The sequence below is a fragment of the Streptomyces sp. NPDC005438 genome, from assembly GCF_040606315.1.
In the GTDB taxonomy this organism is placed as follows: domain Bacteria; phylum Actinomycetota; class Actinomycetes; order Streptomycetales; family Streptomycetaceae; genus Streptomyces.
Map to the genome: position 1 here is coordinate 210,846 of NZ_JBEXEP010000006.1, position 15,301 is coordinate 226,146.

At 70.7% G+C, this 15,301-nt stretch carries 11 protein-coding genes and 1 riboswitch; of the genes, 4 read left to right on the forward strand and 7 right to left on the reverse strand.

The features are described 5' to 3' along the window. Nucleotides 1–11: 11 nt before the first annotated feature. Nucleotides 12–2,174 carry a class 1b ribonucleoside-diphosphate reductase subunit alpha gene (gene nrdE / locus ABZT14_RS15130; RefSeq protein WP_356302254.1) on the reverse strand — a complete coding sequence of 721 codons (2,163 nt, stop codon included), beginning with the start codon at nt 2,172–2,174 and terminating at the stop codon, nt 12–14. 11 nt (nt 2,175–2,185) lie between these two features. Continuing rightward, entirely contained in the window at nt 2,186–2,614 is a 429-nt protein-coding gene (nrdI, locus tag ABZT14_RS15135; protein WP_356301756.1) for a class Ib ribonucleoside-diphosphate reductase assembly flavoprotein NrdI, read from the reverse strand. A gap of 164 nt (nt 2,615–2,778) precedes the next feature. Continuing rightward, nucleotides 2,779–3,002: riboswitch (cobalamin riboswitch) on the reverse strand. A gap of 1,266 nt (nt 3,003–4,268) precedes the next feature. On the opposite strand from nrdI, the gene ABZT14_RS15140 reads away from it, so the two are divergent. Both ABZT14_RS15140 and ABZT14_RS15145 read left to right on the forward strand, forming a co-directional pair. Then, nucleotides 4,269–4,505 carry a twin-arginine translocation signal domain-containing protein gene (locus ABZT14_RS15140; protein ID WP_356301759.1) on the forward strand — a complete coding sequence of 79 codons (237 nt, stop codon included), beginning with the start codon at nt 4,269–4,271 and terminating at the stop codon, nt 4,503–4,505. Beyond that, nucleotides 4,505–5,245 (forward strand): peptidoglycan-binding domain-containing protein, encoded by a 741-nt coding sequence (locus tag ABZT14_RS15145; protein ID WP_356301763.1) that lies wholly within the window; start codon nt 4,505–4,507, stop codon nt 5,243–5,245. The genes ABZT14_RS15140 and ABZT14_RS15145 overlap by 1 nt, the downstream gene beginning before the upstream one ends. A 354-nt stretch (nt 5,246–5,599) precedes the next feature. Here ABZT14_RS15145 and ABZT14_RS15150 read toward each other — a convergent pair whose 3' ends face one another. The 3 genes from ABZT14_RS15150 to ABZT14_RS15160 form a co-directional block, all read right to left on the reverse strand. Beyond that, a complete protein-coding gene (locus tag ABZT14_RS15150; protein ID WP_356301766.1) occupies nt 5,600–7,366 on the reverse strand; it encodes an ABC transporter ATP-binding protein in 1,767 nt (588 codons plus the stop codon). Beyond that, nucleotides 7,363–9,186: an ABC transporter ATP-binding protein gene (locus ABZT14_RS15155; RefSeq protein ID WP_356301769.1), complete on the reverse strand. Its 1,824-nt coding sequence runs from the start codon at nt 9,184–9,186 to the stop codon at nt 7,363–7,365. Before ABZT14_RS15155 ends, ABZT14_RS15150 begins: the two co-directional genes overlap by 4 nt. Nucleotides 9,187–9,487: 301 nt before the next feature. After that, nucleotides 9,488–10,156, reverse strand: coding sequence for a GntR family transcriptional regulator (locus ABZT14_RS15160; protein WP_356301772.1), 669 nt, complete (start codon nt 10,154–10,156; stop codon nt 9,488–9,490). Between the two features lie 210 nt (nt 10,157–10,366). On the opposite strand from ABZT14_RS15160, the gene ABZT14_RS15165 reads away from it, so the two are divergent. Next, nucleotides 10,367–11,215, forward strand: coding sequence for an isocitrate lyase/PEP mutase family protein (locus ABZT14_RS15165; protein ID WP_356301775.1), 849 nt, complete (start codon nt 10,367–10,369; stop codon nt 11,213–11,215). Nucleotides 11,216–11,453: 238 nt separating this feature from the next. On the opposite strand, the gene ABZT14_RS15170 is transcribed toward ABZT14_RS15165, so the two are convergent. After that, nucleotides 11,454–11,864, reverse strand: a complete 411-nt coding sequence (locus tag ABZT14_RS15170; RefSeq protein WP_356301777.1) for a DUF1428 family protein — start codon at nt 11,862–11,864, stop codon at nt 11,454–11,456. Between the two features lie 147 nt (nt 11,865–12,011). Then, complete coding sequence (locus ABZT14_RS15175; protein WP_356301780.1) at nt 12,012–13,493, reverse strand: short-chain fatty acyl-CoA regulator family protein; 1,482 nt, start codon at nt 13,491–13,493, stop codon at nt 12,012–12,014. Between the two features lie 204 nt (nt 13,494–13,697). Here ABZT14_RS15175 and ABZT14_RS15180 point away from each other — a divergent pair, with 204 nt between their 5' ends. Continuing rightward, nucleotides 13,698–15,215, forward strand: a complete 1,518-nt coding sequence (locus ABZT14_RS15180; protein WP_356301783.1) for an MmgE/PrpD family protein — start codon at nt 13,698–13,700, stop codon at nt 15,213–15,215. Nucleotides 15,216–15,301 lie beyond the last annotated feature (86 nt).

The following is a 15,301-nucleotide window of genomic DNA, read 5'->3' on the forward strand; positions in this document are numbered from 1 at the left end:
TGGGTTCCTCGTCACAGGGTGCAGGACAGGCAGTTCTCGATCTCGGTGCCTTCGAGGGCCTCCTGGCGGAGCCGGATGTAGTAGAGGGTCTTGATGCCCTTGCGCCAGGCGTGGATCTGGGCCCGGTTCAGGTCGCGGGTGGTGGCGGTGTCCCGGAAGAACAGCGTGCAGCTCAGGCCCTGGTCGACGTGCTGGGTGGCCGCCGCGTAGGTGTCGATGATCTTCTCGTGGCCGATCTCGTAGGCGTCCTGGAAGTACTCCAGGTTGTCGTTGTCCATGTGGGGGGCCGGGTAGTAGACGCGGCCGAGCCGGCCCTCCTTGCGGATCTCCACCTTGGACGCGATCGGGTGGATGGAGGCCGTGGAGTCGTTGATGTAGCTGATCGAGCCGGTCGGCGGTACGGCCTGGAGGTACTGGTTGTAGATGCCGTGTGCGGCCACCAACCGCTTCAGGGCGCGCCAGTCCTCCCGGGTGGGCAGCCGCACCCCGGCGTCGGCGAACAGTTCGCGGACCCGGGCGGTGGCGGGTTCCCAGACCCGCTCGGTGTACTTGTCGAAGTACGACCCGTCCGCGTAGGCGGACCGCTCGAACCCGTCGAAGGCGGTGCCGCGTTCGATCGCCAGCCGGTTCGAGGCGCGCAGCGCGTGGTAGGCGACGGCGTAGAAGTACATGTTGGTGAAGTCGACGCCCTCCTCGCTGCCGTAGTGGACGCGCTGTGAGGCGAGGTAGCCGTGCAGGTTCATCTGGCCCAGGCCGATGGAGTGCGAGAGGGCGTTGCCCTGGGCCACCGACGGTACGGCTCGGATGTCGGACTGCTCGGAGACGGAGGTCAGCCCGCGCACCGCCGTCTCCACGGTGGCCGCGAGGTCCGGTGAGGCCATCGCCGCCGCGATGTTGAGCGAGCCGAGGTTGCAGGAGATGTCCCTCCCGACCGTCTCGTAGCCGAGGGAGTCGTCGTAGGTGCTGGGCGTGTTGACCTGGAGGATCTCGGAGCACAGGTTGGACATGTTGACCCAGCCGGGGATGGGGTTGGCCCGGTTCACCGTGTCCTCGAACAGCAGGTAGGGGTAACCCGACTCGAACTGGAGCTCCGCGATCGTCTTGAAGAACTCGCGGGCGCTGAGGGTGGTCTTGCGGACGCGCGGGTTGGCGACCAGTTCCTCGTAGCGTTCGCCGACCGCCAGGTCGGACAGCGGGGTGCCGTACTCCCGCTCGACGTCGTACGGGGAGAACAGGTGCATGTCCTCGTTGCGCTTGGCGAGTTCGAAGGTGATGTCGGGGACCACCACGCCCAGCGAGAGGGTCTTGATGCGGATCTTCTCGTCGGCGTTCTCCCGCTTGGTGTCCAGGAACCGCATGATGTCGGGGTGGTGCGCGTGGAGGTACGCCGCGCCCGCGCCCTGTCGGGCGCCGAGTTGGTTGGCGTAGGAGAAGGAGTCCTCCAGCAGCTTCATCACCGGTACGACGCCCGAGGACTGGTTCTCGATCTTCTTGATGGGTGCGCCCTGTTCGCGCAGGTTGGTCAGTAGTACGGCGACTCCCCCGCCGCGCTTGCTCAGTTGGAGCGCGGAGTTGACGCCCCGGCCGATGGACTCCAGGTTGTCCTCCATGCGCAGCAGGAAGCAGGAGACCAGTTCGCCGCGCTGTGCCTTGCCGGCGTTGAGGAAGGTGGGGGTGGCGGGCTGGAAGCGTCCGGTCAGCATCTCGTCCACCAGCCGGGTGGCCAACTCCTCGTCGCCGGCCGCCAGATGGAGGGCGGTGGCCACGATCCGGTCCTCGTACCGCTCCAGGTAGCGCGTGCCGTCGAAGGTCTTCAGGGTGTACGAGGTGTAGTACTTGAACGCGCCCAGGAAGGTGCGGAAACGGTGCTGGTGAGCGTGGGCCCGCCGGTACAGCTCCTCGACGAACTCCCAGCCGTGGCGCCTGAACGGGGCCGCCTCGTAGTAGTCGTTGTCGATCAGGTAGTCGACCTTCTCCCGCAGCGTCGCGAACGTCACCGTGTTGGGGTTGACGTGCTGGAGGAAGTACTGACGGGCCGCCTCACGGTCCTTGTCGAACTGGATGCGTCCGTCGCAGTCGTACATGTTCAGCATGGCGTTGAGCGCGTGGTAGTCCCGACGCGTGCCGACCGATTCCCGCGCGGACGGGGCGGGGGCGGCTTCGGCGCTGTTCACGTTCCCGGTGTTCACGCCACCGGCCTCGCCGCTGATGAGTGTGGTGTCCAAAACTTCCGCAGTCCTTCCCTCACGGCGCGGACGTCGCGGTCCGTGCCCAGCAGTTCGAATCGGTACAGCTCCGGGACCTGGCACTTGGCGGCGATGACCCGGCCCGCCAGGCAGTAGTCCGCGCCGAAGTTGGTGTTGCCGGAGGCGATCACCCCACGCAGGAGCGCCCGGTTGGCCTCGATGTTGAGGAAGCGGACCACCTGTTTGGGCACCGCTCCGGCCCGCTCTCCACCGCCGTAGGTCGGCACGATGAGGACGTACGGTTCGGTGACCCGAGGCATCCCCTCGCGGTGGGGGTGCAGCGGGATGCGTGTGGCGCCCAGACCGAGCTTCTCCACGAACCGCCTGGTGTTCCCCGAGACGCTGGAGAAGTACACGAGACCGCTCATCCGTCGCCGCCTCCTCTCGCTCGTTCCCGTCTCCGTCGACCGAGGACCGGGGCAGGGAGCGGTGGCGTACGAGGCGGACCGCGGGCGGCGACAGGAAACACGCCGGACCCCGGTCCGTACGACGGCCACGCGACCCTCCCTCGGGGCCTCGAAGCGCGCGGCGGGCATCGCCGCGCACCGGTGGCAGGTCTTCGAACTCGCGGGCACGGCCTGACGGGAGTCAGGACGCCTACTGACCGTCGCTTCCCGGGCCCGCTCGGCGGACCCAGTGCTCATGACGGCGGTCGTTCCCACTCACCGCTGCGGGGCAGTCCCGGATTCCCACCGGGTTCCCTCTTGCGACGCCGCACGCTCTCACGTCCGGCGAACCACCAGCACCGCCAACACTACATCTAGAGCACCCCGTTGTGTACGGCACCAGATATTGTGTTGCGAGAAGAATTTAGGTATACCTAAGTTCGACGGCCGGCAGAGGCCGAACCCCGGGTGCGCGCGCCCCGCGAAAGGCGGCACGCGCACCTTCGGCACGCCCGCGCACACACGCCCCCAACTCCCCCTGGCGGCAACCTCGTTGAGGGTTCCCCGGGGGCGGACACCGAGGGCATCAGGGGGCGAGCCGGAGGGTGACGCGGCCACCCTCGGACGGCCGCTCGGCGTCGACGTCGAGGGGGCCGGGGGCAGCGCCCCCCGGAGGTGGCGGAGTCACCCCCCCGGGGAAGAGGGCGGGGCGACGCCACGGGGCGAGGTGGGCGACGCGCCCGACCTTGCCGCTGTCGACGCGGGGACGCCCTCGGCGCTCAGCCTCTTCGGCGGGTCACCGGTCCGCCCGGTTCCGTGGAAGCCCTCAACTCGGGGGTGGGGGCGGCCGGGAGGCGCGGTCGCGGGCGGCGGGGCCGTCGTTCGGGGTACGGAGGGTCCTCGCCAACCCTCCCCCGGGGCGGGAGAGTTCGCCGGACACCGAGGGCGATGGTCCGGTCGGCCGACGACAGGCACCGTGGAGAGCGGGCGGTCACGGTGATCGGGCAGCACCCCGAGGGTGGTCGACGCCAGCCGGGGTCGGCGCCGAAGTACGGGCATGGCGTTGCCCGTCAGGGTCGACGTACGGGGGGTGGAGGCGTTCGGTCAGCACCCCGGGGTCGGAGCACCCTGGGGTCGGGGGGAGATCGCCCGGGGCTGATCAGCTGTGCGGCCCGGATGCCCCCGGGGACCTGATGGAGCCTCGCCACCCGGGCGCCGCGTACGCGCTCTCACCGGGGAACGCGATCGAGGTCCCGGCCACCTTCGGATGCGGGCACACCACCCCGCCCCGTTGACGAACGACAAGGCGCCCTCAGACAGAGGAAGTTGACGTATCCGGGCGAGGCCAGGGGCTGACCGCGCCGGGCCCCGACTCCCGGACCTCGACCCGCGAGAGCCCGTGTTCGCCGAAGCCACGGCGGCTATGTCCGGCCACGACCGGAATAGTGCCCCGCACAAGCGGGAGAGCAGTGGTGAGCGGTGAGGTCAAGACCAGGGATGGGCGGGTTTGGTGTCGATACGCCTATGGAATCTGCACGTTCTTGCACTTGTCGTGAGCGGAACCCCGATGAGAATTAAGCGATCGGAGCCGGCTTCTGGCTGGCCGAGACCCCCCACACACTCCGCTGGAGGAGAAGTGACCGAGCACAGACCACAGCAGGCCCCCGCGCCCGCTGCCCCCACGAGCAGACGCAGGTTCCTCGGCGCCGCTGCCGCAGGACTGGTCGGCGCGGCCGTGGCCGTACCGGTACTCACCTCGGGATCGGCGTCCGCCGCCCCGGAGAAGTCCTCCACCGCCGCCGGCATCGACCCCTTCAACGGCGAACCGCTGGACGCCAGCGTGGACTGCGAGTTGTCAGGGAGGAAGTCCTGATGGCGACCTTCGTGACCCGCTCCGAGTGGGGCGCCCGAGCCCCCAAGAGCGTCAGCAAGAACATCACCCCCAAGGGCGTCAGCGTCCACCACGTGGACGCCGTCAAGGTCGCCGCCAGCGACCACTCCAAGTGCGCCGGCCAGGTCCGGGGCCACCAGAACTTCCACATGGACGACCGGGGCTGGTCGGACCTGGCCTACAGCCACATGGTCTGTATCCACGGGTACGTCTTCGAGGGTCGCGGTGAGGGCGTCCGCACCGGCGCCAACGGCACCAACGACGGCAACCAGAACTGGTACGCGGTCTGCGGTCTGGTCGGCGGCACCACCAACGACTACGACCCCATCACCGACGAGCTGATCGACGCCTTCCACTCGGCGATCACGCGGCTACGCGACCAGGGCGGTTCCGGCGCCGCGGTCAACGGGCACCGCGACCACAAGTCGACCGACTGCCCGGGCAACCTCTACCCGCTGGTCCTCGACGGCACCCTGGTGCCCGGCGGCGGCGACGGCCCGCCGCCCTGGCCCGGTGTCCTGTTCAAGCAGCCCCCGGTCTTCCGGCACCCGAGCGTGGGCACCTGGCAGGGCCGGATGAAGAGCGCCCACGGTTACGACATCGGCGTCGACTCCGCGTACGGCCCGGCCTCCGAGGAGGCCTGCCGTGACTTCCAGGGCGCCAAGGGGCTGACCGTCGACGGCGTCGTCGGGGAGAAGACCTGGAAGGCCACCTTCGCCTGACCTTCCGTGTACGTCAGGCGCGACGTGCCCGCACGGCGGCCCGGTCCCCTCGGGGGCCGGGCCGCCGTCGTCGTCTGGGCCGGGGCGAGGGCGCCCCACTTCAAGCCGCCAACTCCCCCTGCCCCGGCTGACGTTAACAGCGACCGGGCGCGCCGGACGTACGGGAGGTACCCCTCGTCGGGGGAAGCGCCCACCGGCTCCCCGTACCGTGGGCGAACCCGCGTACGGCGGGTGCGACCAGCTCTGGTGGCCGCCGAAGCACCGACCGGCCTCCTCAACCGCCGCCAGCCGCGCGGGGAAACGCACCGCCCCTCTCGGGCCGGCCCCGGGCCGGGCGAAGGCGCGGACCCGACCTCAGGTGTCGGAGCCGGTGAGCCGCCACCCCTGCGCCTTGTGCAGGCGGCCCCAGAACTGGGCGTAGGTTCCCCCCGCCGCGAGCAGTTCCTCGTGGGTTCCCTGTGCCTCCACGCGGCCGTCCTGGTCGAGGGCGACGATCTGGTCGGCCGCGGCGATGGTGTCCAGGCGGTGCGCGATGATCAGGATCGTGGCCCGCTGACGCAGATACTCGATGGCGGCGACGATGTTCGCCTCGTTCTCCACGTCGAGCGCCGAGGTGGCCTCGTCGAGCAGCACGATGGGCGACCGCTTCAACAACGCGCGGGCGATCGCGACCCGCTGACGCTCGCCACCGGACAGCGCTCGGCCGCCCTCGCCGACCCGTGTGGCCCAGCCGTCGGGGAGCCGCTCCGCGATCTCGGTGACTCCCGCCAGGTCGGCGGCCTCGCGGACCTCCTCCCAACTGGCGGCCTCGCGGCCGACGGCGATGTTGGCTTCGAGCGTGTCGTCGAACAGGTAGACGTCCTGGAAGACCATCGACAGCTGGCCCATGAGCTGCTCGGTGGTCTGTTCGGTCACCGGTAGCCCGCCCACCCGGACGGTGCCGGAGTCCGCGTCGTGGAAGCGACTGACCAGGCGCGCGATGGTGGTCTTGCCGCTGCCGGACGGGCCGACGAGGGCGACCATGGAGCCGGCCGGCACGGACAACGACACGTCCTGGAGTACCGGTTCGGTATCGGACCCGTACGAGAAGCTCACGCGGTCGAGTGCGACCGTCCCCGGAGCCGGCAGCTCGACCGGCGCGGACGGCTCGGGCAGGGGCTCGGCGGTGAGGACCTCGTCGACCGCGTCCAGCAGCGGACGGCGTGACTCCAGGGACATCGCGCTCTCGGTGATGGTCGACAGCGTCGAGGTGAACCGCAGGGCCAGGCCGATGAAGGCCAGCGCCGGGATCGGCTCCAGTGAACCGGAGACCGCCAGGGAACCGGTGACGCTGATCAGCGCCACGATCACGCCCTGGGTCACCGCACCGCTCAGCAACAGGCCGACCGTCTCGATCCACTGGGCGCGGGTCCTGGCCGCGCGGGTGTCCTCCAACGCGGCGGTCAGGGGCGGGAAGGCGTCGCCGCGACCACAGGAGCGGAGCGTGCCCTGGCACTGGGCGTACTCGACGATGCGGTTGGCCAGGTTCACCTCCTCGGGTTCGTGCAGGGCGGCGCCCCGGCGCATGAAGTGGGTGGAGGCCAGGGTGATCAGGACGAAGACCGGTGCCGCGACCGTCAGCACCAGCCCCAGCAGGGGGCTCCAGAACCAGGCGGCGACCACGATGACCACGGCCGAGACCATCCGGCCGACCAGTGGACCGATCATGTGCGCGAAGATCTCCCCGGCGCTCATCAGCTCCACCGAGACCATCCGGGACAGGCGTCCGGCCAGCGGCCGGGCGAACCAGCCCAGCGGCTGCTTGGCCACCTGGTCACCGACCAGCCGGTGGATGCTGAAGAGGAAGTCCAGGGCGACCGCGTACGTACGGCGTTCCTGCAGGTAGTTCAGCCCGAAGCAGGTGGCCGCGAGGACCCCGAGGACCCACAGCCAGCCGCCGATACGCAGTCCCCAGACGGCGTCGTCGGAGGCGAGGGAACTGATCGCGGGCAACAGCGACGCCAGGGCGAGGCCCTCGACCAGTCCGCTCAGCACGGCGACCAGGAGTGCCGGGCGCAGCGCGCGGGGTCGGGAGACCATGCGCCTGAGGCGCGGAACGATGTCGATCAGGGGGAGGTTCACGCGTCCACTCCTCGGTCGAGCGTCGCCGTGGTGGATTCCCACAGGCGGGCGTACCCGGGGTGCCCCAGCAACTCCTCGTGGGTGCCGGCCGCGACGACGCGACCACCCTCGACGAGGACGATCTGGTCCACGCCGCTGATCACCTCGGGCCGGTGGGCGATCAGCAGCACCGTCTTGCCGCGTACCAGGTCCGACAGCGCCTGTTGGATCTGGTGCTGCGACTCGGGGTCGGTGAGGGCGGTGGCCTCGTCGAGGACCAGTACGGGGGCGTCGACCAGGACGGCCCGGGCGATCGCGATGCGTTGCGCCTGGCCGCCGGAGAGTCCGGTGTCGGCGCCGTACACGGTGTCGAAGCCGTTCGGCAGCTCCTCGATCTCGTCGAGGACGCGGGCGGCGCGGGCGGCGTCGCGGACCTGTTCGTCGGTGGCGTCCGGGCGGCCCAGCGCGATGTTGTCCCGGATGCTGAGGGACGGCAGTTGGGGGTCCTGGAGGACGAAGCCGACGTACGAGTACAGCGCGTCGATCCGGTCGACCGGCGCTCCCCCGAGGCGGATCGTTCCCGAGCGGGGGTCGTCGAAGCGGGCCAGCAGTGCCGCGATGGTCGACTTGCCGGACCCGGACGGTCCCACCAGCGCGGTGACCGTGCCCTCCCGCAGGGTGAACGAGACGTCCTCCAGGGCGAGTTCGACGTCCGGGCCCTCGCCGTAGGAGTAGCTGACGTGCTCGAAGACGACCTCGTGTCCGGTGGGCACCGGGTGCTCGGAGTCGTGCTCGGCCAGGACCGGCGTCTCCAACAGGTCGGTGAGGCGGCGGGCCGACGCCCCAGCCATCTGCTGGGCCCACATCGAGGTCATCAGCACTTCGAGGCCGTACGGGACGAGCAGGGCGATCAACGAGGTGGCCAGTACGTCGGCGGCGGTGACCGAGCCGTGGTGCGCCAGCCAGGTGCCACCACCGATGTTGATCAGCAGGATCAGCGGCACCGCGAGCAGGGAGTTGCCCAGCGAGCTGACGGTGATCAGCGGGCGCACCCAGGCGTAGTAGAACTCCTGGAACTCCTCGGCGGCGTTCTGGTAGGCGCGGTGCGCGCGCCCGACCCGGCCGAACGCCTTCACGACGGTGATGCCGGTGACGAACTCCACCATGCGCGCCGAGACGACGCCGAGCTTGACGTCCATCTGTACAGTCTTCTCGCCCATGCCCCGCATGGACAGCGCCATGGCCGCGACGTAGAGCGGGAGCGTCGCGATGGCGAGCAGGCCGAGCCGCCAGTCGATGACGAACGCGTAGACCATCAGCCCCAGCGGCATGACGACCGCGTTGGTGGCCTCGACCGGACGGTGCGCGATCAGGTTGTGGATGGTGCCGATGTCGTCCTGCAAGGCCTTGCGGACGCGCCCGGAGTTGGTGGAGGTGAACCAGACCAGCGGCACCCGCGAGAAGCGCCGCACCATGCGCAGGCGGATCAGGTGGCCGAGCCTGATGTCGGCGAGGTGCGTGACGAGCAGCGCCAGGAAGTAGAGGGCCAGCCGCAGGGTGAACGCGATCAGCAGGACACGCAGCCACCGGTTGACCTCGTCGCCGTCCACGCTCACGTCGGCGCGAGCCGCGTCGAGCAGTACCTCGCCGATGTGCACCAGGGCGACGTACGGCACGACGGCCAGGAGCCCGGAGAGCGCCGCGAGGAGCCGGCCCACGGTCAGGTTCCACGCCACCGGGCTCATCAGTTCCTTGAGGGTCCGCGCGTCGGCCTTCTGCTGGACCTTGATGTCGGCGGCCTGGTCAGCGGCCTCACCTGCGGGTGCCCCCGTCGTCGCCATGTCTCTCCCGGAGTGAACTCATCCACCTCTGAACTTAGGTAAGGCTCACCATACTAAGACGCGGTCCGCTGCTGTCGGTTCGGGGCGCCTCCGACAAGTCCCGCAGGAGCGGGGGCGACCCTCGCGGGCAGGTCCGACCCGAGGGGCTCACCCCGCGTGCGGCCGGAGGACTCCCGGCGCCCCTCGGGCACGAGGAGGCGGGGCGTGAAGCCGTGGAACGGGTACGGGCGCCCCCGTCGCGAGCCCCTCACCCGATCCCCTCTCGACCCGGGCTCCGACGCTGACGCCCGACCGGCCGCCGTCACGAGTCGTTCGCGTCCCCGAACCCGTCGGTCATCGCCGAGAGGATGTTGCGGAGGCTGTTGTTGATGTGCGTCGCCGTCAGGTCCGCGGCACGCGCCTCGTCACCTTCGGCGACCGCACCACAGATGTGGGCGTGCTCCACGGCGCTGCGCGCGATCCGGCCCGGCGTACGGCGGGCGATCCTCCGCAACCGGCGGAGCTGGTCCCGCAGGGGCAGTGCGGCGGCGGCCAGGTAGGGATTGCCGGCGACCTGGTCGATCCGCTGGTCCAGCCTGGCGGTCAACTCGTAGTAGCCGTCCAGCCGTACGGCGTCGGGGGCGGTGTCGAGTTCGGCGTGCTGTCGTGTGAAGTCCCGTTCCAGCGCGGCGAATTCGCCGCGCCGGGAAGACCGGGCGCACAGCCGTACCGCGTAGGTGTCCAGCGCCTCGCGGAGCTGGAAGAGGTTCCTGACGTCTTGGAGGGAGATGTCCGTGACGAAGGCGCCCCGCCCCGGTACCACCTTCACCAGGTTGTCGGCGGCGAGTCGTTGCAGGGCCTCTCGCAGCGGAGTGCGGGAGACACCGAGGCGCTCGGCGATGCGGATCTCGCTCAGGTGCGTGCCGGGCGGCAGTTCCCAGGCGACGATCTCCTGACGCAGCTGTTCGTAGGCTCGTGTGCTGTGTTTCATGGCTCCTCCGCGAGTGCCGCTCACCTTGCGGGCGCGAAGGTGCTCGGAGTCCTGACAACGTAGGGCGGCGCGGACCGGGTGGCGAATCCTCCCCGGGGAACGCCCCTGGACAGGAACGGTATACCGTCTGTATACAGTGAGCTCGGCCGCTCCCCTGCGGTGTTCGGCTCCCCTCCACACCGCAGTCTCCGTCCCGAGGAGTTCCATCTCATGCGCCCCACCACCCGCCTCCGCCACATGATCGAGAGCGACGGAATCCACCTCGCCCCCGGCGCGTACGACGGTCTCACCGCCCGCCTCGTGGAGGAGAGCGGCAGCGAGCTGCTGTACGCCAGCGGAGGTGCCATCGCGCGGAGTTGCGGGGTGCCCGACATCGGGCTCCTCGGGCTCACGGAGATCGCGGACCGGCTGGCGCAGATGGCCGCCGTGACCAGCCTGCCGATCATCGCCGACGCCGACACCGGCTTCGGCAACGCGGTCAACGCCGTCCGTACCACGCAGGTCTTCGAGCGCCTGGGGTTGGCGGGACTGCACATCGAGGACCAGACCTTCCCCAAACGCTGCGGGCACCTCGACGACAAGTCGCTGGTGAGCACTCAGGAGATGACCAGCAAGATCCGGGCGGTCGTCGAGGCCCGGCAGGACCCCGACTTCGTCGTGATCGCCCGTACGGACGCGATCGCCTCCGAGGGCCTGGAGAGCGCGATCGACCGCGCCCACGCCTACCTCGCCGCCGGCGCCGACGTCATCTTCGTCGAGGCGCCCGAGACCGTCGAGCAGATCGAGCAGATCGCCGAGCGGATCCCGCAGCCGAAGCTGATCAACATGTTCCACGGCGGGAAGACACCGATGGTCCCCCGCGAACGACTGCGGGAACTGGGGTACCGGCTGATCATCGTCCCCTCGGATCTGCAACGCGCCGTGATCACCGCCGTCAGGGAGACGTTGGAAGCCGTCAACCGGGACGGCGACAGCTCCGCCGTCCAGGAGCGGTTGGCCTCGTTCGCCGAGCGTGAGCGCATCGTGCGCACCAAGGAGTACCTGTCCGTCGGGGCGTAACCGGCCTACGACGGCAGGGCGCGCGGGGCGCCGTCGGAACCCGAGGGCGCCCCCGCTCGCACGAGCCGCACCGCACGAGAGGGGTTCGGCCAAGGACCGCCTCCCGTGCGGTCCGGTGCTCGGTCGGCGTCACCGCACCGTAGGCCTCGACATGGTCGAGGTCGGCCGGCGTTGATGACACTGGTGCTCCACGCACCCGGCACCACCGTTCGTCGGGGGGGCACCGCCGGACCAGGGGCTAGCGTTCCTCGGGCAGACTCATCGCGGTCTCGAAACTCTCGCCGACCAGACGACGCCCGTCGAACACGGGCTCCTCGTCGAGGGTGGCGAGGACGCGCGGGTCCCTGGTGGCAGCCGCGTTACCTCGGTCGCGGACCTCCCGCGACGGCCATTCCGTGAGGGTCACGACGACCGACTCCCGGTCTGACGCACCGGTCAGGCTCGCGAGCCCCCGCAGTTCCCCCGGGCCGTGGTCGACCCCCTCCGCGTGGAAGTCGTCCGGGCTGGCCGAAGCGCCCGCCTGCCAGTAGTCGACGATCCTGGTCGCCCCGTACTCGCGGTAGACCTCGGCCATCCGGCGCGAGAACGCCAGGAAGGCGGCCCTACGGTCACTCGGTACCGGCACGATGGTGATGTCGGTGAACGTCATACGTACTCCTCGCGCCGTGCGATGCCACGACCGGCCTTCGGCCGGCCGTCCTGAGCGCGGTCGGCTCCTCTGTCAACAGTCCCATGCCGGTGCCGCGCGGCGACCCGACGCCCGACACCGTCACCCTCGCGGCGAGCGGCGGAGACCTCAGGAGGGGGCGCCGGGGAGGTGGGCCGGGCGCGCGTCATGCGCGGGCGCGCTCTCCACCGGGTAGGGCACGTAGCTGCGACGGTCCGGGTCGATGGTGAGCCGGCCGCCGGCGGGCGGCCGGGCCCGCTGGGCGCAGTCGCGGCGTTCGCAGATGCGGCAGCCCAGGCCGATCGGGGTCGCGGCGAGGGGGTCGTCCAGGGCCACGCCCTCGGCGTACACCAGCCGGTGGGCGTGGCGCAGTTCGCAGCCGAGGGCCACCGCGAACTCGGCGCGTGGCGCCCGGTGCCCGTAGCCGCCCCGGGTCACGGTGCGCGCCACCCAGAAGTACCGCTTGCCGTCGGGCATTTCGGCGACCTGGGTGAGGATCCGGCCGGGCGAGGAGAACGCCTCGTAGACCGTCCACAGGGGGCAGGTGCCGCCCAGCCGGGAGAAGTGGAAGTCGGTGGCGGACTGCCGCTTGGAGATGTTGCCCGCCCGGTCCACCCGCAGGAAGGAGAAGGGCACCCCTCGGCGGCCGGTGCGCTGGAGGGTGCTGAGCCGGTGGCAGATGGTCTCGAACCCGACGCCGAAGCGCGCGGAGAGCAACTCGACGTCGTAGCGGGCCTCTTCGGCGGCGGTGTGGAAGGCCGTGTAGGGCATCAGCAGCGCGCCCGCGAAGTAGTTCGCCAGGCCGATACGGGCCAGGCGCGGTGACGCCGGGGAGGTCAACCCCGTGGCGCTGTCGGCGAGTTGGTCGATCAGGGGGCCGTGTTCCAGCAGGGCGAGTTGGGTGGCGAGTTGGAACGCGCGCTGACCGTCGCTGAGCCAGTGCGAGAGGAACAGCAGGCCGGTGTTCGGGTCGAAGCGCCGCGCGTCGCCGGACCGTTCCGGCGCGGCCGGGACGACGCGGACGCCGTGGCGTTCCGCGAGCAGCACGGAGAGGGGTTCGGCCGCTTGGCCGGTGCGCAGGCCCAGGGCCTCGGCGGTCCGTTCGGCTTCGGTGTCGAGGGGTTCGAAGTGGTTGTGGTGCGTGTAGAAGAAGTCCCGGACCTCGTCATGCGGCTCACTGGAGGGCAGCAGCACGCCGTCCGCGTCGGGCGAGCCGAGGGCGGCGGCCTGTTCGGCGGCGTCGCGGTATCGGCGGTGCAGGGCGACCAGGGCACGAGCCATGTCCGGGTGGTCGCGGGCCATGTCGCCGATCTCCTCGGCCCCAGGCGGCGTCACTCCGCACGCCTCGTCGGCGAGGGCGGTGCGAAGCTCGGTGGCGAGCCGGTCCTCCGCGACCTCGGAGAAAAACTCCGGGTCGACGCCGAACACCTCCGCGATCCGCAACAGTACCGGTGCCGTCAGCGGGCGCTGGCTCTGCTCGATCTGGTTGGCGTAGCTGGTGGAGATGCCCAGCGCGCCCGCCATGTCGACCTGGTTCATGCCACGTTCCCGGCGCAGTCTGCGCAGTTTCGCGTGGGCGTAGATCTTGCGGTCGGCTGCTCGTCGGGCCATGAGGCACTTCCTTGTTCGGGCCCCGGTGGACGGCGTTCCGCCTTCGGGAACCTTGCGAAGATAACATCCGCGCGATCCGCAGATTCCGCAGATTCACAACGGTTCGCTGTACGGATTCCGCACATTGGAGTGGTGGCGGAACAGGTACCGGACGGGCAGTGTCGATCACGTTCCCCCATGAGCGCCGCGCCCCGAAGGAGCCCCGTGATCGACCACCAGGTACGCGTCCACCCCAGCGCCGACCAGCTGGCCCGCGAGGACCAGCTCGCCTGGAAGCTGGCCGCCGTGGCCACCGGAACCCCGCACGTCGGGGAACTGGACGCGGAGGCCGCCGCGATGGCCGTGAACCGGATCATCGACAACGCCTCGGTCGCCGTCGCCTCGCTGTACCGCCGGCCCGTGGCCGTGGCCCGCGCGCAGGCCCGGGCGCACCAGGCCACCGTGGCCGGTTCCTCGGTGTTCGGCACCGGGGTGCGGGTGTCGCCGGAGTGGGCGGCCTGGGCCAACGGCACCGCCGTACGCGAACTCGACTACCACGACACCTATCTGGCCGCCGACTACTCCCACCCCGGCGACAACATCCCGCCCCTGCTGGCGGTCGCCCAGCACAGCGGTCGCGGTGGCGCCGACCTGCTGCGGGCCGTGGTGGCCGCGTACGAGATCCACGTCGCGCTGGTCAAGGGCATCTGCCTGCACGAGCACCGTATCGACCACGTCGCCCACCTGAGCGCGGCCACCGCCTGCGGTCTGGGCGCCCTGCTGGAACTGGACACCCCGACCGTCTACCAGGCGGTCCAGCAGGCCGTGCACACCACCACCGCCACCCGGCAGTCCCGCAAGGGGGAGATCTCCAGCTGGAAGGCGTACGCCCCGGCCTTCGCCGGCAAGGTCGCCATCGAGGCGGTGGACCGCGCGATGCGGGGCGAGGGCTCCCCCTCACCGATCTACGAGGGCGAGGACGGGTTCCTGGCCTGGATGCTGGACGGCCCCGAGTCCTCGTACACCGTGCGCCTGCCGGAACCCGGCGAGCCCCGGCGGGCCATCCTGGACACCTACACCAAGGAGCACTCCGCCGAGTACCAGGCGCAGGCGATCATCGACCTGGCCCGACGGCTCCGGGAGAAGGTCGGCCCGCTCGCGGCGGTGCGGTCGGTGGTGCTCCACACCAGCCACCACACCCACCACGTCATCGGCTCCGGCGCGAACGACCCCCAGAAGTACGACCCCACCGCCAGCCGGGAGACCCTGGACCACTCGGTGCCCTACATCCTGGCCGTCGCCCTGGAGGACGGCGGCTGGCACCACGAACGCTCCTACGCCCCCGAGCGGGCCCGCCGCCCCGAGACCGTCGCCCTGTGGCGGAGGATCAGCACGGTCGAGGACCCCGAGTGGACCCGCCGCTACCACGACCCCGACCCCGACCGCCGCGCCTTCGGCGGCCGGGCGGTGATCACCCTCGACGACGGTTCGGTGATCGAGGACGAACTGGCGGTGGCCGACGCCCACCCCGCCGGCGCCCGCCCCTTCGACCGCCCGGCCTACGTCCACAAGTTCCGCACCCTCGCGGAGGGAGTGGTGACCGAGGCCGACCAGGAGCGGTTCCTCCGGGCGGCGGAGGGGGCCGCCGGGCTGACCGGTGCCCAACTGGGCGGGCTCTTCCCCTCGGTGGACACCGAGGCGGTCGCCGCCCACGACTCCCGGCTCCCCAAGGGGCTGTTCTGATACCGCGCACCCCCACCACCCCGGCCGGACGCCGACGAGCCCTCCGCGCGGTGCCCCCGTACTCCGCGCGGCTGACCCCGCTCGCC